At 28.4% G+C, this 24,700-nt stretch carries 25 protein-coding genes; 21 read left to right on the top strand and 4 right to left on the bottom strand.

Going from position 1 to position 24,700, the window contains the following annotated elements; all coding sequences use genetic code 11:
• Positions 1–2 precede the first annotated feature (2 nt).
• From mreC to J5A73_RS05455, 20 genes are all read left to right on the top strand, one after another.
• The gene (gene mreC, locus J5A73_RS05550) at positions 3–923 is read left to right on the top strand and encodes a rod shape-determining protein MreC (RefSeq protein WP_211613743.1); all 921 of its coding nucleotides are present in this window, start codon (positions 3–5) and stop codon (positions 921–923) included.
• A gap of 45 nt (positions 924–968) precedes the next feature.
• Entirely contained in the window at positions 969–1,508 is a 540-nt protein-coding gene (locus J5A73_RS05545) for a hypothetical protein (protein ID WP_211613741.1), read from the top strand.
• 8 nt (positions 1,509–1,516) lie between these two features.
• Entirely contained in the window at positions 1,517–2,191 is a 675-nt protein-coding gene (gene recO / locus J5A73_RS05540; RefSeq protein WP_211613739.1) for a DNA repair protein RecO, read from the top strand.
• Positions 2,181–2,645, top strand: coding sequence for a PTS sugar transporter subunit IIA (locus J5A73_RS05535; RefSeq protein ID WP_211613737.1), 465 nt, complete (start codon positions 2,181–2,183; stop codon positions 2,643–2,645). Before recO ends, J5A73_RS05535 begins: the two co-directional genes overlap by 11 nt.
• 8 nt (positions 2,646–2,653) lie before the next feature.
• The gene (gene nrdR, locus J5A73_RS05530; protein ID WP_211613735.1) at positions 2,654–3,121 is read left to right on the top strand and encodes a transcriptional regulator NrdR; all 468 of its coding nucleotides are present in this window, start codon (positions 2,654–2,656) and stop codon (positions 3,119–3,121) included.
• Positions 3,122–3,186: 65 nt separating this feature from the next.
• Entirely contained in the window at positions 3,187–3,450 is a 264-nt protein-coding gene (locus J5A73_RS05525) for a hypothetical protein (RefSeq protein WP_211613733.1), read from the top strand.
• 15 nt (positions 3,451–3,465) lie between these two features.
• Positions 3,466–3,966 carry a hypothetical protein gene (locus J5A73_RS05520; RefSeq protein WP_211613731.1) on the top strand — a complete coding sequence of 167 codons (501 nt, stop codon included), beginning with the start codon at positions 3,466–3,468 and terminating at the stop codon, positions 3,964–3,966.
• Between the two features lie 73 nt (positions 3,967–4,039).
• Positions 4,040–5,209 (top strand): ABC transporter permease, encoded by a 1,170-nt coding sequence (locus J5A73_RS05515; RefSeq protein ID WP_211613729.1) that lies wholly within the window; start codon positions 4,040–4,042, stop codon positions 5,207–5,209.
• Complete coding sequence (locus J5A73_RS05510) at positions 5,202–5,900, top strand: ABC transporter ATP-binding protein (RefSeq protein WP_211613727.1); 699 nt, start codon at positions 5,202–5,204, stop codon at positions 5,898–5,900. Before J5A73_RS05515 ends, J5A73_RS05510 begins: the two co-directional genes overlap by 8 nt.
• An 18-nt stretch (positions 5,901–5,918) precedes the next feature.
• Positions 5,919–7,007, top strand: coding sequence for a DNA polymerase IV (gene dinB, locus J5A73_RS05505; protein ID WP_211613725.1), 1,089 nt, complete (start codon positions 5,919–5,921; stop codon positions 7,005–7,007).
• 137 nt (positions 7,008–7,144) lie between these two features.
• On the top strand, positions 7,145–7,456 hold the full coding sequence (locus tag J5A73_RS05500) for a hypothetical protein (RefSeq protein ID WP_211613723.1): 312 nt from the start codon (positions 7,145–7,147) through the stop codon (positions 7,454–7,456).
• Entirely contained in the window at positions 7,456–9,465 is a 2,010-nt protein-coding gene (locus J5A73_RS05495) for a V-type ATP synthase subunit I (protein ID WP_211613721.1), read from the top strand. The genes J5A73_RS05500 and J5A73_RS05495 overlap by 1 nt, the downstream gene beginning before the upstream one ends.
• Before the next feature lie 95 nt (positions 9,466–9,560).
• The gene (locus J5A73_RS05490; protein ID WP_211613719.1) at positions 9,561–10,040 is read left to right on the top strand and encodes a V-type ATP synthase subunit K; all 480 of its coding nucleotides are present in this window, start codon (positions 9,561–9,563) and stop codon (positions 10,038–10,040) included.
• A gap of 48 nt (positions 10,041–10,088) precedes the next feature.
• Positions 10,089–10,640, top strand: coding sequence for a V-type ATP synthase subunit E (locus tag J5A73_RS05485; protein WP_211613717.1), 552 nt, complete (start codon positions 10,089–10,091; stop codon positions 10,638–10,640).
• An 85-nt stretch (positions 10,641–10,725) separates the two neighbouring features.
• The gene (locus tag J5A73_RS05480) at positions 10,726–11,718 is read left to right on the top strand and encodes a V-type ATP synthase subunit C (protein ID WP_211613715.1); all 993 of its coding nucleotides are present in this window, start codon (positions 10,726–10,728) and stop codon (positions 11,716–11,718) included.
• On the top strand, positions 11,711–12,019 hold the full coding sequence (locus J5A73_RS05475; RefSeq protein ID WP_211613713.1) for a V-type ATP synthase subunit F: 309 nt from the start codon (positions 11,711–11,713) through the stop codon (positions 12,017–12,019). Before J5A73_RS05480 ends, J5A73_RS05475 begins: the two co-directional genes overlap by 8 nt.
• Positions 12,020–12,077: 58 nt before the next feature.
• The gene (locus J5A73_RS05470) at positions 12,078–13,850 is read left to right on the top strand and encodes a V-type ATP synthase subunit A (RefSeq protein ID WP_211613711.1); all 1,773 of its coding nucleotides are present in this window, start codon (positions 12,078–12,080) and stop codon (positions 13,848–13,850) included.
• Positions 13,843–15,222 carry a V-type ATP synthase subunit B gene (locus J5A73_RS05465; protein ID WP_211613709.1) on the top strand — a complete coding sequence of 460 codons (1,380 nt, stop codon included), beginning with the start codon at positions 13,843–13,845 and terminating at the stop codon, positions 15,220–15,222. Before J5A73_RS05470 ends, J5A73_RS05465 begins: the two co-directional genes overlap by 8 nt.
• A 2-nt stretch (positions 15,223–15,224) precedes the next feature.
• Positions 15,225–15,866: a V-type ATP synthase subunit D gene (locus J5A73_RS05460; RefSeq protein ID WP_211613707.1), complete on the top strand. Its 642-nt coding sequence runs from the start codon at positions 15,225–15,227 to the stop codon at positions 15,864–15,866.
• Positions 15,867–16,133: 267 nt separating this feature from the next.
• Positions 16,134–16,952, top strand: a complete 819-nt coding sequence (locus J5A73_RS05455; RefSeq protein WP_211613705.1) for a Cof-type HAD-IIB family hydrolase — start codon at positions 16,134–16,136, stop codon at positions 16,950–16,952.
• A 10-nt stretch (positions 16,953–16,962) separates the two neighbouring features.
• Here J5A73_RS05455 and prfB read toward each other — a convergent pair.
• A protein-coding gene (gene prfB / locus J5A73_RS05450; protein ID WP_211613703.1) for a peptide chain release factor 2 occupies positions 16,963–18,061 on the bottom strand; the annotation gives its coding sequence in 2 pieces (ribosomal slippage) (positions 16,963–17,997 and positions 17,999–18,061; 1,098 coding nt in all).
• A 158-nt stretch (positions 18,062–18,219) separates the two neighbouring features.
• Entirely contained in the window at positions 18,220–19,254 is a 1,035-nt protein-coding gene (locus J5A73_RS05445; protein ID WP_211613701.1) for a 2-hydroxyacid dehydrogenase, read from the bottom strand.
• A gap of 174 nt (positions 19,255–19,428) precedes the next feature.
• Between J5A73_RS05445 and J5A73_RS05440 the strand changes: the two genes are divergently transcribed.
• Positions 19,429–20,283 (top strand): histidinol-phosphatase, encoded by an 855-nt coding sequence (locus tag J5A73_RS05440; protein WP_211613699.1) that lies wholly within the window; start codon positions 19,429–19,431, stop codon positions 20,281–20,283.
• Positions 20,284–20,551: 268 nt separating this feature from the next.
• Here the strand turns inward: J5A73_RS05440 and polA are convergent, their stop codons facing one another.
• The gene (gene polA, locus J5A73_RS05435; RefSeq protein WP_211613697.1) at positions 20,552–23,587 is read right to left on the bottom strand and encodes a DNA polymerase I; all 3,036 of its coding nucleotides are present in this window, start codon (positions 23,585–23,587) and stop codon (positions 20,552–20,554) included.
• Between the two features lie 15 nt (positions 23,588–23,602).
• Positions 23,603–24,532, bottom strand: coding sequence for a bifunctional helix-turn-helix transcriptional regulator/GNAT family N-acetyltransferase (locus J5A73_RS05430; RefSeq protein ID WP_211613695.1), 930 nt, complete (start codon positions 24,530–24,532; stop codon positions 23,603–23,605).
• Positions 24,533–24,700: the final 168 nt, after the last annotated feature.

Genomic DNA, 24,700 nt, shown 5'->3' with positions numbered 1-24,700 from the left:
TAATGAAAATAGGTAGAGAGTTTTCTGATAAAAAAAGCACCGGGAGGAATATTTTAATACTGATAGTCATAATAATTATACTATTTGCACTAAAAAATAGAATTTCTAGTTCATTTTCTTTTTTGGACGGAATTTCTAAAGAAATAGATTTTAGGCTTGTGAAAGTGAAAAGTATGTTATATACTCAGACTTTAAAATTAAAATCTAGAGTACAAGACATCAGTTACATTGAAGAATATGTAAAAAATAATAAGACAAGAGATTTTGAGCTACAAAAAAATAAAGTTCAAAATACAGAATTGGCATATTTAAAAGTGGAAAATGAAAATTTGAGAAAAATGCTTGAAATGCGTCAAAAAAATCCCGCTGAGTTTATAGCAGCTGATGTTGCATTAGTGGAAAATGTAGATTATTCAGAGAAGTTTTTTATCAATAAGGGACAAAATCAAGGAATAAAATTAAATTTGCCAGTTATGTACAACGGTTATTTGATTGGAAAAATTTCAAAAGTTGATGCAGAATATTCGGAAGTTACTCTTTTGACAAGTAAAAATTCAAAATTAAGTGTAACTTTAAATGGTACAAATTTACAAATTTTGCGTGGAAATGGAAATGGAACTTTTTCAATTCAAAACTTTAATGAAGGATCAGTTAATGAAAATACATTGTTTAATGTAGAAACTTCTGGAGTGAGTGATGTTTTTCCAAAAGGGATAAAAGTTGGAACATTTAAAGTGACTGAAATGAATGCATTTAAAAAGATAAAAGAAATTAGATTTAAACCAGAATATGATATTTTTCAAATTCAAAATGTAATGGTTTATAAATGGAGCAAAAATGATGCAATTGACAGCCAAATTCAAAATCAGGTAAATTTGGAAAAAGAACAGGATTCAGATAAATCTCACGATTCAATGCAATAAAACCTTAGTTTAACTTTTAAAATAATTTTTGGAGGATTAAAAAAGATGTTTAAAAAACTAACAATTAGTAAATTAGTAATATTGATGACAATTTTTATTTCAGCTTTTTCTTTTTCAAAAGATTTTTGGGAAAAGAGAAATTTTACCGTAAATGTAACTGAAGATGCGACAATTAATGGTCAAAGTAGAAGCAAAAGGTACATTATGAGTTACAATTCAGGAACATTAAAGTTGCAAATTACAGCTCCTAATGTGAATCGAGGTGAGATTTACACATTTAGTGGAAGTACAAAAACTGTTTATTACCCATCTTTAAAACAGACAGTTAAACAAAAAGTTGAAAAAGATGAGGCAAATATTTTGGCAGTGTTTAACAAAATATCAAGAATAAGTGGTAAAAAGACACAGACAAAAAATGGAGATACATTCCATTTTTCAGGAAATTGGTTAACTTCAATTAGCAGCAGAGGATATACAGTAAATTTCAGTGACTATAAATTGTCAAACGGATACTATTTTCCAACAAAAATATCTGTAAAAGATGGCAGTTCGCAAGTGATTTATAGATTATCAAATTTTAAATAAAGGTTTTTATGGAGATTTTTAAAATAAATGGAATAATATTGAAAAAGAAAGAATATGGAGAAAATAACTTATTGGTTACTATTTTTTCCAAAGAAATTGGTAAAATTTTGGCAATGTCATTTGGAGTGACAAAGTCTAAAAAAAGAAGTTTAGCTGCGTATAATCCGATGAATATTGTCGAATTTACCATTTCGAAAAGAAATAATTTTTATTCAATAAAAGAGGCAAATATAACAAAAGTTTTTAAAAATATTTTGAGTGACATTGAAAAACTGGAAATATCGTTATATATTTTGGACTGTATAGACAAAATTTATGATGAAAGTGTTGAAAATGAAAGATTTTTTTTAAAATTAACGGATATTTTGAGTTATATAAACGAAACGGATGAATTAAAGCAAGGTTATAAATATTATATTATTGTGGCGTTCTTGCATAGAATTATGGCAGAACACGGAATTTATGAAATTGGCGAAATAAAATCGCTTTTAAAAAAAGAATTATTTTTAGAATATAAAAAAATATTGACTTTAAATAAAGATTTAAATTTTCAGGAAAAAGTCGAAAAGCATAAAAAAAGTTTAAAAAAAATAATTATTATTTTTGAAAAATATATAAATATGCAGTTGCAAGTGGAACTAAATGTACAAAAATTTATTTTGGAGGGAATTTATGGAAAATAAAAAGATAGCTGATTATATTCAGACAGATACGATTTGTTTGAATTTAAAATCAACCAGTAAAAATTCGGTTATAAAAGAACTTTTTGAAAATTTAAAAGAATGTGGTTTGGTAAAAAATGAAGAATTGGCGCTAAATGATATTTTTTTGCGTGAAAAAATGGGAACTACAGGAATTGGAAGAAAAATTGCTTTGCCGCATGCTAAAACTAAAGCGGTTGATGAGTTGATAGTAACTTTTGGAATTTCTAAAAATGGAATTGAATATGAATCGCTTGATGAAGATAAAGTTAATATTTTCTTTATGTTTTTATGTCCTGAGAATCAAACTCAGGAATATTTAAGAATACTTGCGAGAATTTCTAGGTTTATTAGGGAAGAAAGATTTGTTGATTCTTTATTAAAGGCAAAGACAAACGAAGAAATCGTAAAAATTATAAGAGAAGAAGAAAATTAGGTGAAGTTATGAGATGTCCGTTTTGTGGAAATGAAAATACTAAAGTAGTTGATAGTCGTGCATATTTTGAAGGAAATTCAATCAAAAGACGAAGAGAATGTGAAAAGTGTGGCAAAAGATTTACAACGCATGAAAAAGTTGCGGAGTTGTCGCTAAAAGTGATAAAAAAAAGTGGTGAAAGACAATCTTATTCTCGTGAAAAAGTTTATAATGGTATTATTCGTGCATTTGAAAAAAGATATTGTGATACTGAAAAAATTGAAGAAGTTATAGATAGAATCGAGCGAGAAATTTTAACAGAATATTCTGGTGAGATAAAATCAAATATTTTAGGTGATAAAATACTTTCATATTTAATAGATTTAGATGAGATTGCATATGTTAGGTTTGCTTCTGTCTATAAAAAGTTTGATAGTTTGGACAGTTTTATTTTTGAAATTGAAAAAATTAGAAATGACAAAAAAATAAAAAAATAAAATATAAAAAATCAAAAAGATAAAATAAAATAAAATTATATTATTATTAAGGAGTATAAATATAAATGAAAAGATTAGTTTTTTTGTGGAATATTATTTTTGGTTTAATTGTAGCATATCAACTTTATGATAGTGCGATAAGATATTCAGGTAGAAAAGAAATACAAAAAAATATTGCCTCTGTTGATGTGGATATAAAAAAAGCTATTGAGCAAAAAAATAAAATTATCCAAAATACAAATGATCTTACGAATGAAGATAAATTTGAAAGATATGTGAGAGATAATTTGAATTTTAAGAAAAAAGGAGAAGTTGCTTACAAATATTAAGTAATATTATGAAATATGGGAAATTTATTTGATTCAAAAAGTTTGAGTGAAGAAGTGGAAAAATATAAAATAGAAGATGAAAAGAAAAAATATATTTTTAGAGTCAATACAAAATATATATTTTCATCGTCTATTTTTTTTATAGTAATTATATTTATTGCGTCAAGTTCGTTATATAAAGGAATTACAGGAGTTGAAAAATTATCAGGATTAAAAATTATTTTGATTTTAATTTTGTTTTTATATGTTTTTGTTTCAATATTTTTAATATTTAGCTATAAAATCGTATTTGAAAATGATGCTATTTTTGTAAAAAAATTAAAAATAGAAGTTTCAAATATAGAAAGTGCGACTGTAAAAGTGGCAAAAGTGAGTGCTGCAAAAATTGACAAAGTTTTAGAAATAATAACTTTTGATAATAAAAGAGTACAAATTAGATTAAATATAAAAAATGAAATACTGTTATTAAAATTATTAAAAAATCGAATTGGTGATAAATTGATTTTTAAAATATAAAATAAAAATCAAAAAAATTAAAAAAAAGAAAAAAAGAAAAGTATTTAAAAGAAAGGAAAGTGAGAGAGAAAAAATGGTGGAGTTTTTTATTGCGTTTAGGCACATTGTGGAGAGAAAATTTCAAAGTATATTTTCTACGCTTGGAATTGCAATTGCTGTGACAGTTTTTATTGTGTCGTTGACTGTGTCAAATGGACTTGGAAGAAATATGATTAATTCGCTTCTTACAATGAGTCCACATATTTTGATAAAGCACAAGAAAAAGAATTTTTTTGAAAATTATGGCGAAGTGGTGGAAAATCTGAAAAAGGTGGAAGGTGTAAAGGCTGTTATTCCAAAAATAAATAGTCAGTCAATTATAAAGTCACAGGGATTTGCAAGAGGAGTTTTGGCTTATGGAATTATGCCAGATAATGTGAAAAATGACTTGGATTTGAGAATGATTGCTGGAAATAACAATGTTGAAGAACTTAATTCGATTTTAGTTGGAGAAGAATTGGCAAAGGGAATGGGACTTAAGGTCGGTCAAGAGATAAGCCTTGTTTCAGCGGAAAACAACGAAATAAAATTAATTGTGCGTGGGATTTTTAAAACAGGATTTTTGGAATATGACACAAATCTTGCTATAGTTCCTATGAAAACCATGCAAATATCAGCAGACCAAGGAGAAGTGGCGACAGATATTTGGGTGAAAACGATTAACCCGCAGAAAGTTGAAAATGTTGAGAAAAAAATAATTTCAAATAATGTAATTCCTCATTCAGAATATGGAATTTTGGATTGGAAAATGCTTAATCAAAGTCTTTTAAATGCAGTTAGATTTGAAAAATTCGTTTTAATCGCCATTTTAAGTCTTTTATTGTTAATTGCAAGTTTTGCCGTGTCGGTTATTTTAAATATGGTTGTCAGAGAAAAAATTAAAGATATTGGAATTTTAAAATCAATTGGTTATACAAATAAAAATATTCGTAGAATTTTTATGATAGAAGGACTTTTGCTAGGATTTTTTGGGATGATAATGGGAAGCATACTTTCGCCGATTGTTTTATTTGTGCTAAAAATATTGTTTAAAGTATTTATGAAAAATGGAACTTATTATTTGGAAGAGCTGCCACTTTATATTTCGGCAAAAGAATTAGTTATAATATATGTTGTTACGGTTATAGTTATATTTATTTCAACTATTTTTCCAGCGTCAAGAGCGGCAAAATTAAAACCTGTGGAGGCTTTAAAATATGAATAAAATAATAGAATTAAAAAATGTTAATAAAATTTATAAAACGAAAGTTGAAGAAATTCACATATTAAAAGATATTAGTTTGGCATTTAATAAAGGAGATTTTGTTTCCATTCAAGGAAAATCTGGAAGTGGAAAAACTTCGCTTTTAAATATTTTGGGACTTTTGGATGAGCCAACAAATGGTGAAATTATAATTCATGGTGAAAAGGTTGACTATAAAAATGAAAATATGAAAAATATCATAAGAAATGAAAAAATAGGTTTTGTCTTTCAATTTCACTATTTATTAAATGAGTTTACAGCACTGGAAAATGTCATGATGCCGTCTTTAATAAATAAAAATATGACTCACGATAAAGCCAAAAAAAAAGCAAAAGAACTTTTGTCACTTGTAAATTTGGAAAATCGTACAAAACATAAGCCAATGGAATTATCTGGTGGTGAGAAACAAAGAGTTGCTATAGCTAGAGCTATGATGAATGACCCAGATATAATTTTGGCAGATGAGCCGACAGGAAATCTGGACACGGAAACGAGTAATATAATAAATGAATTATTTATCAAAATAAATAAAGAAAGACAGCAGTCAATAATAATTGTAACTCACAGCTTGGAACTTGCAAATTTGGCAAAATATAAATATAAAATTGAAAATGGTAAATTTAATATGATTTTGCCGACGATAAAATTATAATAAAAACGGTAAAAAATTATGGAAAGTGAGAAAATATATCTTCATTATGATATGGACGCATTTTTTGCTTCAATTGAGCAAAGAGATAATCCAAGTTTGCGTGGAAAAGCAATTGCGGTTGGAAGCGGAGTTGTTACAACGGCAAGTTATGAAGCTAGAAAGTTTGGAGTGAAATCAGCTATGGCGATGGCGAATGCAAAAAGACTGTGTCCACATTTAAAAGTGATTTATCCAAGAAAGAATTTTTATTTTTTGGAAGGAGAAAAAATACAGAATTTAATAAAAAAAGTTATTAAAATATATGAATTTACTTCGGTAGATGAAGGATATTTGGATATAACCCAGTTTATTTTGGCAGAAAATCAAACTAGAGCTCGAAAAATTTCTAAAATAAAGAGATTTATAAAAAAATTTAAAGAATATATCTATAAAAATATGAATTTGACTTGTTCGGTTGGAATAGGATTTAGCAAAGTTAGTGCAAAAATTGCAAGTGACGCCAATAAGCCAAATGGATTTTTTATTTTTGAAGATAAAAATCATTTTGTGAATTATATTTTTGAAAAAGATTTTTCAATAATTCCTGGAATTGGGAAAAAGACGAAAGAAATTTTAAATTTTGATTTTGAAGCAACTAAAGTTTCACAGCTTTATGAGATTTCGAGAAATGAATTAATTAGGAAATTTGGAGCAAGTAGAGGCGAATATATTTATGATGTTATTCGAGGAGAGCATTTTTCCAAAATTAATGTTGACAAAAAAAGAAAATCTTATGGCTATGAAATAACTTTTAACCAAAATGTCAATGAAATTTATGAATTGCAAGAAGAGTTAAGAGCACAAGTTGAAAAAATTTGTCAAAAGTTAAAAGAAAAAAAAGAATTTGTAAAAACAATTACAGTAAAAATAAAATATTCTGATTTTACTGGACACACTCGCTCAAAAACACTTGAAAATACAACAAATGATGAAAAATTAATTTATAAAGTTGCACTTGAAAATTTTAGTCATTTCGTAAAAAAAGATGAAGTAAGACTCATTGGAATTTATGTGAGCAACATTTTTAAAAGGAGCTTTATCCAGTTAAAACTGATTGATGAAACTTGACAAAACATAAAAAAACTGGTAGTATTATAAGAGCAGTTAATGACTTTTTGGTCACAAATTTAAATTAAAACATAATTAATTTAGATATAAAAATGTTTTAATTATTTTTAATTATTTTTAAAGAAGGAGGTCACATCTTGGCAAAAGAAATTTTAGAAAAAATAAAAGATGCTGAAAGAGAAGCAGACAGTATTATTCTAAGCTCAAATGATGCCGCAAAGGATATTTTAAAAAATATCGATGAGAAAATAAAATCCGATAGTGAAAAAATACTTTTGGAAGCATCGAAAGAAGCAGAAAGCATAAAAAAATCTTCAGTGGAAAAAGCCGAAGAAAAAGTTAAGTTTCTTTTAGACAGCGAAGCGGAAAACATAAAAAAAATTCTTGAAATTGACGACGGAAGAATAGACAAAGTCGTTGATTTATTGGCAGAGAGGATTGTAAAATAATGGCAATAGTAAAGATGAGTAAATTTGATTTGGTCATTTTTGGTTCTAAGAGAGCAGAAATACTAAAAAAACTTCAGAGATTTAAAGAAGTCAATTTTGTTGATATAAAATTAAACAATAATGAAGGCGAAGATGAAAGTGGAAGCAAAAATAGAAAAAATGATGAAATCAATGGAAATAAAATTGAAGGTGTAACAAAATATGTGAACAATGAAGAATTGACACATATTGAAGAAAGACTTCATCAAGTGAGAAGTGCAATTTCCTTGATAAAAAAGTATGATGAGAGAAAAACTCGTTTGAGAGATGTCATTAAGGGAAATGAAAATTACACATTTGATGAATTGTATAAAAAAGTTTTGTCGTATGACTGGAAAAAAGTATCTTCTGAATTAAATGATATTGGAGCTCAATATGCCAATATTAAGAGCAGAATTTCTAAAAAATACAGCAAATATGATGAAATTGATTTATGGGAAAGACTTGATGTGAATCCGAAAGAATTAAAAAAATTAAAAAAAGTTAATTCTTATTTGGGAACTGTGCCGTTAAAATTAAAAGGTACATTTATTGAGCAAATTTCAAAATTGAGTAATACTTATTACGAAGAATTAAAAATTGTAAAAGATGAAGTTTATTATCTTGTGATTTCACTTATTGAAAAAAATGAGAGTGAAAAATTGTCGGAAGTATTTAGAAATAGCAGTTTTACTGTAGCAAATCTTGATATAGATGCAGTTCCACAAGATTACAAGGATAATTTACAAAAAGAAATTTCTGAATTAAAAAAAGAAAAAAGAAAATTAAAATCAAAAATCAAATCATATGGTGAAGATTTATCAGATTTAGAAGCAATTTATGAATATTTACAAAATAAAAAATTGAGAATTTCTGAATCTGAAAAATTAGCACAGACAAAAAATACAAATATTATAAATGGTTGGATACCAACGGCAAAAAAAGATGAATTTGAAAAATTAATAAACGAAGAAACAAACGGAAATTATTATGTAAGTTTTGAAGAAGCTAGAAAAGATGATGAAACAGTTCCAATTAAACTAAAAAATGGAAAAGTTTCGGCTAACTTTGAAACTTTGACACAGATGTATGCTTATCCAAGATACAATGAAATTGATCCAACACCGTTATTTACACCATTTTATATCTTGTTTTTTGGTATGATGGGAGCTGATGTTGGGTATGGATTAGTTCTTTTACTTGCAACAGCCATCACTTTAAAAATTGTTAATTTAAATGACAGTATGAAAAAATCAGTTAAATTTTTCTTTTACTTGAGTTTTTCAGTTATCTTTTGGGGATTTTTATACGGTTCATATTTTGGTGCAACAATACCGAATATGTGGCGTCTAGTTGATCCTTCAAGTCAGTATAATAAGCTTCTTATAGGTTCTATTGCATTTGGAGTTGTCCATATTTTTGTAGGACTTGGAATAAAAGCGTATATGTTAATTCGTGATGGAAAATCGCTTGACGCAATTTATGATGTATTATTTTGGTATATGTCACTTGCAGGTGGAATTGTATTTTTAATTTTCAAATTAAAGAATTTATCGCCTGTCGTAACTCAAGTTTCAATGTGGGTAATGATTTTAGGAATGGTTGGAATTGTGCTAACAGGTGGAAGAGAAGCTAAAGGTGTCGGTGCAAAACTAGGTGGTGGACTATACAGCCTTTACGGAATTTCAAGTTATATCGGAGATTTTGTATCTTATTCAAGACTTATGGCGTTAGGACTTTCTGGTGGATTTATCGCTTCAACAATTAATATGATCGCAGGAATGATTGCGGGAAATTGGGCTGGAATGATATTTGTGCCTGTGATTTTAGTATTTGGACATCTATTTAATATGTTTTTATCGTTCTTGGGTGCATATGTTCATACATCAAGACTTATGTATGTAGAATATTTTGGAAAATTTTACGAAGGTGGAGGAAAACCTTTTAAAGATTTTAGAACAGAAACTAAAAAAATAAATTTAAAAGACTAAAAACTAAAAAAATAAAAATAAAAAAAATAAAAGATTTAAAGATTAAAAATTAATTTATAAAATAAAAATAATAAATAATTTTAGGAGGAAGTAAAATGAATTTGAATTTATCACAATTTTTAGCGCAAAATGGAGGTGCTGTATTTGCAACATTAGGAGCAGCATTAGCGACATTATTAGCAGGAATAGGGTCTGCTAAAGGAGTAGGATTAGTTGGGGAAGTAGCGACAGGACTTATGAGTGAAGAACCAGAAAAATTTGGTAAATCACTAGTATTACAATTATTGCCAGGTACGCAAGGATTATATGGTTTCGTTATTGGACTTATGGTTTTAGGAAAAATTACTAAAGATCTTTCTGTTGCAAATGGTTTAGGAATTTTAATGGCTTGTCTTCCAATTGCAATCGCAGGATATGGTTCAGCAATTGCACAAGGTAGAGTAGCAGCTTCAGGAATTAGCTTACTTGCAAAAAATGAAGAACAAAATACAAAAGGTATAATTTATGCGGTAATGGTTGAAACTTACGCACTACTTGCATTCGTAGTATCTATTATGTTGTTAGGTAAATTTTAATTAAATAAAAAAATTAATTAAAAAATTTACAAAAAAAGGAGGCAGACGATGTCTAGCATTGACAATTTGACATCAAAGATTTTAAGTGATGCAAAAGCTGCTGGAGAGCAGATTGTGAGTGAAGCGCAAGAAAAAGCTGATAAAAAATATGAAAAAAGTATGAAACAAGTTTCACAAAAAAAAGAAAAAATTCTTGAATCAGCAAAAAAAGAACAAGTGCTTTTAACTGATAGAATAAAATCAAGTGCAAATTTGAAAATAAGAAATGAAAAATTAAAAGCAAAACAAATAGTAATTGATAAAGTTATAGAAAAGTTAAAAGAAAAATTATCAAATATGAAAAAACAAGATTATATGGCGTATTTAAATAAAAATATTGATAAAAATTCGATTTCTTCAAAAGAATTAATTGTAAAAAAAGAATTTTTGCAAGATGTGAAAAAAGAATTTAAAAACGCTAAAATTAAAGAAAATGAATTTGTAAGTTCAGGATTTATTATTGAAGAAAATGGTGTTCAAAAGAACTATACTTTTGAAGTAAAAATAGATTTTATGAGAGATGAATTGGAAGTTGAAATTTCAAAACTTCTTTTCTCATAAAAAGTAAACTTAGCTATGAATTACTTTAAAATTGAAAATTTAAAATATTTTTGCGGTTTTAAGTAAAATTAAGGGAGAAAAAAATATGGATAGAATGGATTACGGTCAAAGTGTCGTAACTATTAGGGTACTAGAAAAAAGACTCTTAACTAAAAATAGGCTTGAGCGAATGATAGAATCTGAAACTTGCGAAGAGGTTTTAAAATTATTGTCAGAAACTGAGTATTCTCAAAATATGACGGACATTCAAAATAGCAGAGATTATGAAAAAATTTTAAAAAGAGAAACAGAAAGAGTTTTTTCACTAGTTCGCAATATGTCTAAAAATAAAGAAGTTGTTGATATTTTGTCGCTAAAATACGACTATCACAATTTGAAAGTATTGATAAAAAGCAAAGTTTTTGAAAAGGATAACACAAATTTATTGATGAATGCTGGAACAATTGATATAACAAAATTTAAGACAAAATCTGAAACTCAAAGTTTAGATTTGCCAGAAGAAATTTTGGAAGCGATTGCAGAAATAAAAAAAGAGGAAAATCTTACTCCGCAAAAAATTGATATTATTGTAGAAAAATATTATTTCAAAAATTTAGTAAATTTATCAAAAAAAATTGATGTGAAAGTTATAACGGATTATGTCAAAGGACTTATTGATTTTCAAAATATAATAACTTTATTTAGAGTTCAAAAACAAAAAAGAGATGCAAAATTTTTGGACAGCGTAATATTTGATGGCGGAACAATTTCAAAAGATAAAATTGTGGGATCATTGAATGACAGTCCAGAGACAATTTTAAATAAATTTAAAAAAGAAAAATTGGGACCGTATTTAGTAAAAGGTGTCGAAGTTTTTAATGAAACAAAAAGATTATCGGAATTTGAAAAAATATCAGATAATTATTTGATGGAATTAAATAAAGAGTCTAAATACATTGTATTTGGACCTGAACCGTTATTTACATATCTTGTTGCAAAAGAGCGTGAAATCAATGCAATTAGACTTATTATGGTCAGCAAAATTAATAACATAAGTTCAGAGAAAATAAGGGAAAGGCTGCGTGATACATATGCATAAAATAGGTGTTGTTGGAGATAAAGATACAATTTTACCATTTAAAGCACTGGGACTTTGCGTGTATCCTGTAATAACTAAAGAAGAGGCGAGACATTCCATAGATGAGATGGCGAAAAATAACTTTGGTATTATTTTTGTAACTGAGCAGACAGCCGTTTTGGTAAAAGATACGATTGAAAGATATACAGATAAAATAGTGCCGGCCGTTATTGTCATTCCTAATAATCAAGGAACACTTGGATTAGGATTAAGTAAAATAGACGAATATGTAGAAAAAGCAATAGGCTCTAACATATTTTAATTTTTTGAATAGTTAAATTAAAATAGTTTTCAAAATTTGAAGAAAGAAGGTAGATTAGTTGAAAACAGGAAGAATTATTAGAGTATCAGGACCTCTTGTAGTTGCAGAAGGTATGGAAAATGCCAATGTTTATGATGTGGTAAGAGTTTCTGATAGTAAACTTATAGGTGAAATTATTGAAATGAGAGGGGACAAGGCCTCTATTCAAGTATATGAAGAAACAGTAGGAATTGGACCGGGAGAACCTGTTTACACAACAGGAGAACCTTTGAGTGTGGAGTTGGGACCTGGATTATTGGAAGCAATGTTTGATGGGATTCAAAGACCGTTAAAAGAATATCAAAATATTGCTGGAGATTTTTTGACTAAAGGAGTAGAAGTTGCTCCATTAAATAGAACTAAAAAATGGGAATTTGAGCCAGTTTTAAAAGCTGGAGAAAAAGTTCAAGCAGGAGATATTTTAGGAGCTGTTCAAGAGACATCGGTTGTAAGTCATAAAATAATGGTGCCATTTGGAATAAAAGGGACACTAAAATCAATAAAAGCAGGAAATTTCACAGTAACTGAAACAGTTGCAGTAATTGAAACTGAAAAAGGTGATGTAGAAGTTCAAATGATGCAAAAATGGCCAGTTAGAAGAGGTAGAAAATACTCAAAAAAATTAAATCCAGAAGCTCCATTGATAACAGGACAAAGAGTAATTGATACATTTTTTCCTGTAACAAAAGGTGGAACTGCTTGTGTACCAGGACCATTCGGTTCAGGAAAAACAGTTGTGCAGCACCAAATGGCAAAATGGGCGGATGCTCAAATTATCGTCTATGTAGGTTGTGGAGAGCGTGGAAATGAAATGACAGATGTTCTTATGGAATTTCCAGAAATTGTCGACCCTAAAACAGGGGAATCACTTATGAAAAGAACAGTACTTATTGCAAATACTTCAAATATGCCAGTTGCAGCAAGGGAAGCTAGTATTTATACTGGAATTACAATTGCTGAGTACTTTAGGGATATGGGATATTCAGTTGCAATAATGGCGGATTCTACATCAAGATGGGCAGAAGCGCTAAGAGAAATGTCAGGACGTCTTGAAGAAATGCCGGGAGATGAAGGTTATCCAGCGTATCTTGGTTCGAGAGCTGCTGAGTTTTATGAAAGAGCTGGACATGTTGTCTGTTTAGGAAAAGATGGAAGAGAAGGAGCACTAACTGTAATTGGTGCGGTATCGCCTCCAGGTGGAGATATTTCTGAACCAGTATCACAGGCAACTTTGAGAATCGTTAAAGTGTTCTGGGGGCTTGACGCAAACCTAGCTTACAGAAGACATTTCCCAGCAATTAACTGGTTAAATTCTTATACTTTGTATCAAACAAAAGTCGATGGATGGATGGACAAAAATGTAGGACCTGAATTTTCTAAAAATAGATCAAAAGCTATGTCGTTACTTCAAGAAGAATCTAGTTTGCAAGAAATTGTAAGACTTGTAGGAAAAGATACTTTGTCTGAAAAAGATCAATTGAAACTGGAAGTTGCAAAATCAATAAGAGAAGATTATTTGCAGCAAAATGCATTTATGGAATCTGACACTTATACTTCTCTTGAAAAACAAGATAAAATGCTGGAATTAGTTTTGAAATTTTATGATGAAGGAATAAGAGGTCTAGATAATGGAGCTTACTTAAATGAAATTACAGATTTAGCAGTGAGAGAAAGAATTGCCAGAGCAAAATACTTGCCAGAATCTGAATTAAGTAAAATTGACGAAATTTCAAAAGAGTTGACTGAACAAATTGATAATTTAATTAATAAAGGAGGTGCATTAAATGCTTAAAGAATACAAAACTATAAAAGAAATAGTAGGACCACTTATGGTAGTTGAAGGAGTGGAAGGAATTACTTATGAAGAATTGGTAGAAATTCAGACTCAAACTGGAGAACTTCGTCGTGGTAGGGTTTTGGAAGTTAGTGGAGATAAAGCGGTTGTGCAATTATTTGAAAATTCAGCTGGAATTAACTTAAAAGACTCAAAAGTTAGATTTTTGGGAAGACCATTATCCCTTGGAGTTTCTGAAGATATGATAGGGCGTGTATTTGATGGGCTTGGTAGACCAAAAGATAACGGTCCTAAAATTATACCAGAACAGACACTAGATATTAATGGAGTTGCGATAAATCCAGTTGCTCGTGATTATCCGTCAGAATTTATTCAAACTGGAGTTTCAGCTATTGATGGACTAAATACGCTTGTAAGAGGGCAAAAATTACCGATATTCTCTGGTTCAGGACTGCCACATGCTGATTTGGCACTGCAAATTGCAAGACAGGCAAAAGTTTTAGGAAAAGATGAAAAATTTGCGGTTGTATTTGGTGCAATTGGGATTACATTTGAAGAAGCGCAGTTCTTTATTGATGACTTTACAAAAACGGGTGCGATTGACAGAGCAGTGTTATTTATGAACTTGGCAAATGATCCAGCGATTGAAAGACTTGCAACGCCAAAAATGGCATTAACTTGTGCTGAATATTTAGCATTTGAAAAAGGAATGCATGTATTGGTAATACTTACTGACTTAACTAACTATTGTGAAGCGTTAAGAGAAGTTTCGGCTGCGAGAAAAGAAGTTCCAGGTCGTCGTGGTTATCCAGGATACCTTTATACCGATTTATCGACAATTTATGAAAGAGCTGGAAGAATTAAAGGAAGAAAAGGGTCAATTACACAAATTCCTATTTTGACAATGCCTGAAGATGATAAAACTCACCCAATTCCAGATTTGACTGGGTATATTACAGAAGGACAAATTATTTTATCAAGAGATTTGTATAAGCAAAATTTGATGCCACCAATTGATGTTTTACCGTCACTTTCGAGATTGAAAGATAAAGGGATTGGAAAAGGTAAAACTAGAGAAGATCACGCTGATACAATGAATCAGTTATTTGCGGCTTATGCGACTGGAAAAGAAGCTAAAGAACTTGCAGTAATTTTGGGAGAATCAGCACTATCTGAAACAGATAAAGCATTTGTTAGATTTACAAATGCGTTTGAACAGCAATATGTTGCACAAGGATTCGAAAATAATAGATCAATTGAAGACACACTAAATTTAGGATGGGATTTGTTAAAAATATTACCAAGAACAGAGCTTAAGAGAATTAGAGACGAATATTTGGAAAAATATTTACCAAAAGGTGATGAATAATTATGGCAAAATTGAATGTAAATCCTACTAGAATGGAATTGTCAAGACTAAAAGTTCGTCTGAAAACTGCGACAAGTGGACACAAACTTTTAAAAGACAAGCAAGATGAACTTATGCGACAATTCATAGGTTTGGTGAAAGAAAATAGAAAATTGAGATTAAAAGTTGAAGGGAAATTACAGGATTCATTCAAAGATTTTTTGTTAGCTCGTGGAGTTATGTCTGACGAAATGTTAGAAGATGCGATTACTTTTTCACAGCAAGAATTGGGAGTCGATATTGAAACAAAAAATGTGATGAGTGTAAATGTACCTAAAATGACTTTTAATCAGACTGAAAGTGACAAAGTCGCTTATCCTTACGGGTATGCACAAACTTCAGCAGATTTAGATGACGCAATCGAAGGTTTAAGTAAAGTTATGAGAAATTTACTGGAGTTAGCAGAAGTAGAAAAAGCGTGTCAATTGATGGCGGATGAAGTTGAAAAGACAAGACGGCGTGTTAATGCGCTAGAATATATGACAATTCCACAATTAAAAGAAACTATCAGGTTTATCCAAATGAAACTGGATGAGAATGAAAGAGGAAGCATAACAAGACTTATGAAAGTCAAAGATATGATGGCAAAAGATAAAGAAGCATAATTTTATTAAATGCGCTAAAATATTAAAATTATAAAAATAATATTTTAGCGTAATTTTTAAATATAAAAAATAAATATTATCGGACTTATTTTGTAATTTTACAAAAAAATTTTTTAAAATAATTAATTTTAACTTCTTTAATTTAAGAAATTATTTAAATTAATAAATTAATTGACTAAAAAAGAAGAAATAAAAAAATATAAAATACAAAAAATAATAGAATAGAATAAAAAAGAAAAGAAAAAAAGAAAGGAACTAAAAAATAAAATGGTAAAGTTAATAGCGATAGATATGGATGGAACTTTATTAAGTGAAAAAAAACACATTGAAGAACCGCAAAAAAAAGCGATTCACAAAGCGATAGAAGCTGGGGTGAAGGTCGTTCTTTGCACAGGAAGACCGCTTTTTGGAATATTGCCACCTTATAAGGAATTGGAGCTGGAAAAATATAATTTGGATGAATATGTGCTTTTAAACAATGGATGTTCGGTTCATAAGACGACAGATTGGGAATTACTTGCTTTTGAAGAAATAAAGAAAGAAGATGTCGTTTATTTGAATGAGTTAAGAAAAGGATATGATTTGGATTTTACAGTTTCAAATGATAAGGATTATTTTGTGATTGGCGAGAGAGCGAATGAATATACAAAAGAAGATGGTGGTTTAGTTTATGTTGAAGTTCAGCCAATTTCAATTGAAGAAGCGATAAGTGGAAAACATACATTTTTTAAATCAATGTTTTTGGGTAATGAAAATGAGATTGCGAGATTTGTAAAAGATAAAGGGGAATTGATAAATAGCAGATATAATGGCGTATTAAGCCAAAAATATATTTACGAAACATTGCCAAAAGGTGCAAATAAAGGTGTGGCGTTAAAAAAATTAGCAGAAAAGTTAAATATTCCAAGAGAAGAAGTTATGGCAATTGGAGATGGAAATAATGACATTGAAATGTTAAAATTTGCTGGAGTTGGAGTTGCTATGGGAAATGGAACTAAAATGGCTAAAGATGCGGCAAATTATATAACTGACACAAATGAAAATAATGGAGTAGCAAAAGCTATAGAAAAATTTTTGGGGGAATAGTCCCCCAATTTTATTTAGATTTATTAAAGTTTAAAAATTCATTTATAAATAGGTCAATATCTCCGTCCATAACTTTTTCAACATTTCCTTCTTCAGCTTTAGTTCTGTGGTCTTTAACCATTTTATAAGGCTGAAAAACATATGAACGAATTTGACTTCCCCATTCGATTTTAGACTCAGCACCTTTTATATCAGAAATTTCTTTTTCTCGTTTTTCCATCTCTAGTTCAAACAATTTTGCTTTTAATATTTTCATTGCAGTTTCTTTATTTTTTAATTGAGAACGCTCATTTTGGCAAGTTACGACTGTATTTGTGGGAAGATGTGTAATTCTAACTGCTGAATCAGTTGTATTTACATGTTGACCTCCAGCGCCACTTGCACGATAAGTATCAATTTTCAAATCTTCACTGCGAATATCAATTTCCACTTCGTCATCAATTTCAGGAATAACATTTACAGCGGCAAATGAAGTGTGTCTTCGAGCATTTGAATCAAATGGCGAGATTCTGACAAGTCTATGAACTCCTTTTTCTCCTTTTAAATAACCATAAGCATAATTTCCTTTAATATTTAGTGTAATACTTTTAATACCAGCTTCTTCCCCAGCAAGTGAGTCCAAGATTTCAACTTTAAATTTGTGATGATTTGCCCATCTATCGTACATTCTGTAGAGCATTTGTGCCCAATCACATGCCTCAGTTCCACCAGCACCAGCATTTATTGTAAGAATCGCACTGTTCATATCATATTCTTCGTTTAAAAGCAATTTTGTCTTGAAGTTTTTTATTTCTTTATCTAAATCTGATATTTTTGGTTCTAGTTCAGTTTCAAAAGAATTGTCGCCCATTTCAAGAAATTCTATAATTGTATCAATTTCTTCGTAAGAATTTTTTAGAATATCGTATTCTTCCAATAATTTTTTTTTGTTATTTAAATTTTTTAATATTTCTTTACTATCTTTTCTATTCCAAAAATCATTTTCAAAAGTCTTTTTTTCCAAATTATCAATTTCATTTCTTAAATTTTCTGGGTCAAAGATGCCTCCTGATTTCTTCAATATCAATGTTATTTTGTTCTTGCTGTTTTTTTATTTCAAATAAATCCATACTTTTACCTTTCTTTATTATTAGTATTATTATTTTATTTATTTTTATTTTAAATTTTTAATTTTACTAAAAAAAATTATTTTAAAAATAAAAATATTAAAAGAAGCTGCTCTAAAAAAAACAGCCTCTCATTAAATTTTTAAAAAATTAAATAGTAATTATTTTCTTAAACCTTCAACAATTTTACCAGTTTCTTCGTTATACCAAACTTCATTTTTTAGTGGTTCTTCTTTAACATAAGATAAAATATTGTTAAATGTTGCTTCAGCGATGTTATCTAGTGCTTCTTTTGTTAAGAACGCTTGGTGAGAAGTTAGCACAACATTGTTAAATGATAACAATCTAGCTAATAAATCATCTTCTAGCACACTTGCTGATTCATCTTCAAAGAAGTAGCTGCTTTCATTTTCATAAACATCAAGTCCAGCACCACCAATTTTTTTATCTTTTAATCCTTCAACTAATGCTTCTGTATCAATTAATCCACCTCTGGCAGCATTAATGATAATAACACCGTCTTTCATCTTAGCAATAGTATCTTTGTTAATTGTATGTCTTGTTTCAGGGAATAATGGACAATGCAATGAAATTACATCAGATTTTGCAAATACTTCATCTAATGTCACATAAGTGAAATTTTCTTCTTTTGCAGCTTGTTCATTAGGGAATTTATCATAACCAATAACTTTCATTCCTAATCCATTTAAAATTCTTATGAAAATTCTTGCTATTCTACCAGTTCCAATAATTCCAGCAGTTTTTCCGTTTAAGTCCATTCCAGTTAATCCTGCTAGGCTGAAGTTTCCTTCTCTTGTTCTGTTATAAGCTTTGTGAGTTTTTCTGTTTACTGACATAAGTAGAGCTAGTGCATGTTCAGCAACAGCGTATGGAGAGTAAGCTGGAACCCTTAAAACAGTAATTCTGTTTTCACGAGCTGCTTTTAAGTTGATGTTGTTATAACCAGCACATCTTGCTGCAACCACTCTTACTCCATTTTTTGAAAGTATGTTTAATACTTTTTCATTTAAATCATCATTTACAAATGTACAAACAACATCTTGGTATTTTGTAAGCATTACATTTTTTAAACTTAATTTTTCTTCAAAATATGTAATTTGCGCACCAAATTCTTTGTTCCATTTGTTAAAAAACTCAATGTCATATGGTTTTGCATCGAAAACTACAATTTTCATCTTAAATTCCTCCTAAATATTATTATAATATTATTATAGTAAAAAAAGTCAATTAAGTCAAATAATTTTTAGGATTTAATAAAATAAAAAAATTTTTAAAAATATAAAGTTTGAAATAAAAAAATTTTAATGATATAATTAAAATCATAAAAAATATAGAAAGTGAGGATTTTTATGTTAAACGATTATCATATGCACTTTGAATATGGGAGTTATACAGACGAATTTGTAAATCCTTTTTTTGAACAAGCAAAAAAAATGGGACTTAATGAAATTGGAATAACAGAGCATACGCATGGGTTTAAAGAATTTAAGGATTTGTATTATGACGAATTAATTTTGGACGACAGTGAAGTTGGAAATTTTCAGAAAAAATGGCTTGAGCAGAAAACGAAGTTTGTTCACACGCTTGATGAATATAAAGATTACATAGATTCGTTAAAAAAACGGGGATATCCTGTAAAATGGGGAATTGAAGTTTGTAATTTCAAAAATCAAAAAAAAGCTCAGGAAATTTTGTCAAAATATGAATTTGATTATTTAATAGTTTCAATTCATTTTATAAAAGGCTGGGGATTTGATTTTAGCGCATTGAAGCATAAATTTGTAGATGAAAACTTAACTCAAATTTGGCGTGATTACGCAAAAGAAATTGAAGCTGTGGCAAACACTGGATATTACGATATTTTAGGACATCCTTTTAATTTAAGACTGTTTAAAAATATTCCGAATCCGAGTGAAGTTGAAGATTTGCTAAAAAATACAGCGCAAGTTTTGAAAAAAAATAATATGATTGTGGATGTAAATACAGGGACTTCTTATCGTTATCCGATAAAAGAAATTACACCGTACAAAGATTTTATGAAATATGTGAAAGAGTATGATATTCCTGTTATTTTATCGAGTGACGCTCATTATAGTGAACATGTTGGAATGAATATAAAAGAAGCGGCAGAATATGTGAAAAAATTTGGAATAGATGAAATTGTAACATTTGATAAAAGAAAGAGAATTTTGGAAAAAATATAAAAATTATATATTGATATTTTATTTTTTTTAAATTTTATTTAAAAAGTGTCAAAAATTTTTATATGGATACTTATGTAATTTTCAGTGATAAAGAAATTTTTATTATGCTTATCAAAAAATTATGTTTTAATTTTCTAAAATTTATTATCGTTTTTTGTTTTTTTATCTAAGAAAATAAACCTGTTTTGGAGTGAATTTTAAGAGTTCTAAAGCAGGTTTATTTTAATTTTTATTGTATGATTGTATGTAATTTTTTTTTAAAAAAATTTTATTTCAAAAGTCCCCAATTTTTAGCAATATTCCCATTTGCTTTTAGTGGAACTTTTTCAAATTTTACGGTATTTTCCATAATATCTTTAATTTTTTTCATATAAATTTCTTCAAATCCGTCTTTTACTTCAAAAATCAGCTCATCGTGAACTTGCAGCAGCATTTTTATATTTTCATCGTTTTTCAATTCTTCGTGAAGTTTTATCATGACAATTTTTATAACATTTGCCGCAGTCCCTTGAACAACAGTATTTACAGCCATTCTAATCGCCTGTGCCAGAGTATTTTTATTTTGTGAATCAATTCCTTTTATATATCTTCTCGTTCCATAAAAAGTTTCTACAAAATTATGAAGTTTAGCTGTTTCAGTTACGATGTTCAAAAATTTCTGAACTCTTGGATATTCTTCAAAATAAGTTTTTATATATTGTGCGGCATCTCCGACTGAAATATTAAGTTCTTTAGACAGTCCAAAATTAGTTTTTCCGTAAAGAATGCTAAAATTAATGACTTTTGCGATACTTCTCTCTTCTCTTGAAACTTTTTCGTCATCATTTTTTAAAAATATTTTTCTTGCAGTTAAATCATGCAAATCTTTATCTTCTTTGTAGGCAAAAATTAAAGTTTTGTCTTTTGAAAGTTCGGCAAGAACTCTTAACTCAATTTGCGAATAATCAAATGAAATTAAGCTGTATCCGTCTTGTGCGACAAATCCAGTTCTGATTCTCATTCCGTCGTCAGTTCTAGCTGGAATATTTTGTAAATTTGGATTGGCAGAAGACAGTCTTCCAGTCGCAGTTCCATTTTGGTTAAAAGTTGTGTGAATTCGGTCATCTTTATCAGCATATTGCGGAATTGGTTCGATGTAAGTCGAAAGCAGCTTTTTAAATGCTCTGTATTCCAGTAAATTCTTAGCAATCTCTCGTTTTTCATCGCTCAATTCATTATCATCTGCAATTTTTTCTAAGACTTCCACATCGGTCGAATATCGAGTTTTCGTTTTTTTCACAACTGGAATTTGCATTTTTTCGAATAAAATTTCTCCAAGCTGTTGAGACGAATCAATATTAAATTCTTCGTCGTCTGCAATTTTGTGAATATTTAAAATTAATTTATTAATTTTTTCGTTTAATTCATTTTCAAAATTTTTAAAATAATTTTTATCAATTTTAATTCCATTTTCTTCCATTTGTGCAAGTACGGGAATTAACTTGCTTTCCAAATTTTCGTAAACTTCAAGCAGACCGTTATTTTTTAATTCGACTTTTAATATTTTTTCAAGATTATAAATGTAAAATCCACGAATTGCCAGAAATTCAGCTTTTATTTTATCGCTCAATCCATCAAAATTTCTTTTTCGTCGCTCTTTCTGAAATTCAGTTTCAAATGACGAAATTTCAACTTCCAGTTCATTTTTTATGATATTTTCAATTTCATTTTCTCCTTCAGTTTCAAGAACATATGAAGCAATCATAACATCAAAATAATTTTTACTTTTAATTGTGTAGTCAATTTCAGTATTTTTATTTTCATTTCTTAAAGGAGAAAAAGAATAATTTTTTCCAGAAATAATGGCATCGAAATAATTTGAGTGCTTTTTCATATATTCTTTTATATTGTAAGCGATAATTTCTTTTTTATTTAGCTCTTCATAAATTTTAGAAATATTTTTATTATCACAACTTTCTATTTTGTCAAACAAATTATTCTGAACAGTTTTTTCGGCGTTTAAAGCTTTTTCTAAATCGCTATTTAAAAGAATAACATTTTCATTTCCGTCAAAAATTGAAAGTCCAAAGATATTTTCAAAAATCGCAATTTTATTTTCCATTTCTTTTATTATTTCGTGAGCATTGTTCCAATTTGCAATTTTATAGTCTATATTTTTATTGTTTTTATTTTTTTGAAAGATTTCTTTTTTTATTTCTAAAATATTCAAAGTATCCAATTTTTCTGAATTATTTTTATTTGAATAAAAATTTGAAATTCCATTAAAAATTGGATTTTCTTTGTCATATTCAGCTTCTTCTTCCAAAATTCTTTTTTTCTTTTCTTCCATTTCTTCAATTTCTTTTTGGAGTTTTAATTGCATTTTTCTATCTTCTTCACTAATTTCGTCAGAATTTTTCAAATTTTGATTCAAAACTCTTTTTCTTTCTTCTTCTAAATTTTCGCTAAATCTTTTAAATTCCATCTTTTTATAAATTTCAAAAAGTTTTTCAAAATTTTTGTTTTCAAATTTCAATTTATTTTTGTCATATTCAATTTCAAGCTCTCTTTTTACAGTTGCCAGTTCTCTGCTTAAAAAAGCCTTTTCTTTGTCGTTTATAAGATTTTCCTTCTGTTTTCCCTTCAAGTCGTCAATATTTTTGTATAAATTTTCCAAATTTTGATAAGTTGTTATAAGTTTTACACCATTTTTAGGACCAATCCCTGTAACTCCAGGAATTCCATCAGACTTGTCTCCCATAAGTCCGAATAAATCAGGAATTTTATCTGGACTAACTCCTAAATAGTCAATAACATCATCGTCATTTCTTATATATTTAAAGTTTGAGTCTTTTCCATTACCTTTTCCAAGTAGTGCAATATTTATTTTTTCGTTTACAAGCTGAGTCAAATCTTTATCTCCAGTTATAATAAAAGTTTGTATTGGCTCTTCGTCTTTTGAAAAATTTGTCGCAAATGTTGCAATTACATCGTCGGCTTCCTGTCCCTTTTTTTTGTATTTTGGAATGTTATAGCCATCTAAGACTTCCATTATAATATTAAGCTGTGCAACGATTTCTTCTGGCATACTTTCTCTGTTTGCTTTGTATGTTTCAAGCTCATCACTTCTCTCAAGTTCATCTCTTTTTACATCAAGACAAGCAACCAAATAATCTGGACTAAATTCTTTTATAACATTTTCTAATGTGTTGATAAATCCAAATGTAGCTCCTGTTGGAAGACCTTGTGAGTTTTTCATTCCCATAAGTGCAAAGTGGCTTCTGTAAATAATTGCACTTGTATCTAGTATTACTGCTTTTTTCAAGTTAAAACCTCATTTCTAAATTTCCATTTCTAGTTTAATCATTTTAATATTTTTTCTAAGTGGATTATTTTTAAAATCTTCTGTCTTTTTAAATCCAATATTTTCGTAAAATTTTATTTCGTTTTTTAAATCATCTGAAACATAAGTAAAAATTTTCTCAAATTTCTTTTTGTAGCAAAATTCCAAAGTTTTTGTAAGAAGTAATTTTTCTAATTCTTTTGAACGGTAATTTGGGTGCAAAATAAACCATCTAAGTTCGGCTTCTTTATAATCGTTTACCATAATGCAAGAAAATCCTATGATTTCGTTGTTGTATTCGACAATCCAGATTTTATCGCTTTTTTCATCGTAAGTTTTGAAAAAATTTGAAAAAGAATTGACGATATTTGCTTCAAACGACAGTGGGAAATTATATTTTTGGATATAAATTAGGCTATAAATATAAATTAAGTAACTTATATCGCCATAAATTAAAGTATCTCTAATAAAAATATTTTCCAAGTTAATTTTATCGTTGACATTTAAAATCATTTTTATCGAAGACATATCTTTTACAAGTCTTTCTCTGTCGTAAATATCCAAGTTTGAAAAAATTTCTTCAGTTTTTTTTTCAGACATTTCATTAAAAATTTTCAATTTGTTTTTCCCTTCTTTTGTCAAATCGAAATAATGCAGTCTTTTATCCAAAAGTGACAATTTTTTCTTAACCAAATTATCTTTTTGAAATTTTCGCAAAGTTCTATTCACAAAATTACTCTCCAAATGCAAATTTTTGCTAATCTTTTTTGAAGTGCAGTCTCTTAAGTTACTAATTTCGTTTAAAATTCGATATTCATTTAGAGAAAAATCATAATTTACAATATTTTTGTAAAAATTTTTTATAATATTGATGTAATAAAAATTAAAATTTCTCATAGTTTCAATTTTCTTTTTTTCGTATTCCATATAAAATTTTCACCACCCAAAAAAATTATGTTTTAATTATAATTTCTAATGTTTAATATCATAAATTATACTATTATTTTTTATAATATGCAAATTTTTAATTTTGAAAAAATCAAATAAAATATTTTTAAAAAAATTGTAAAAAGAGTTAAAAAATGGTATAATTAT

Source organism: Leptotrichia sp. oral taxon 218 (assembly GCF_018128225.1).
GTDB lineage: Bacteria > Fusobacteriota > Fusobacteriia > Fusobacteriales > Leptotrichiaceae > Leptotrichia.
The sequence above is the reverse complement of the archived record's forward strand: the minus strand, read 5'-3'. Positions and strand labels throughout refer to the sequence as shown.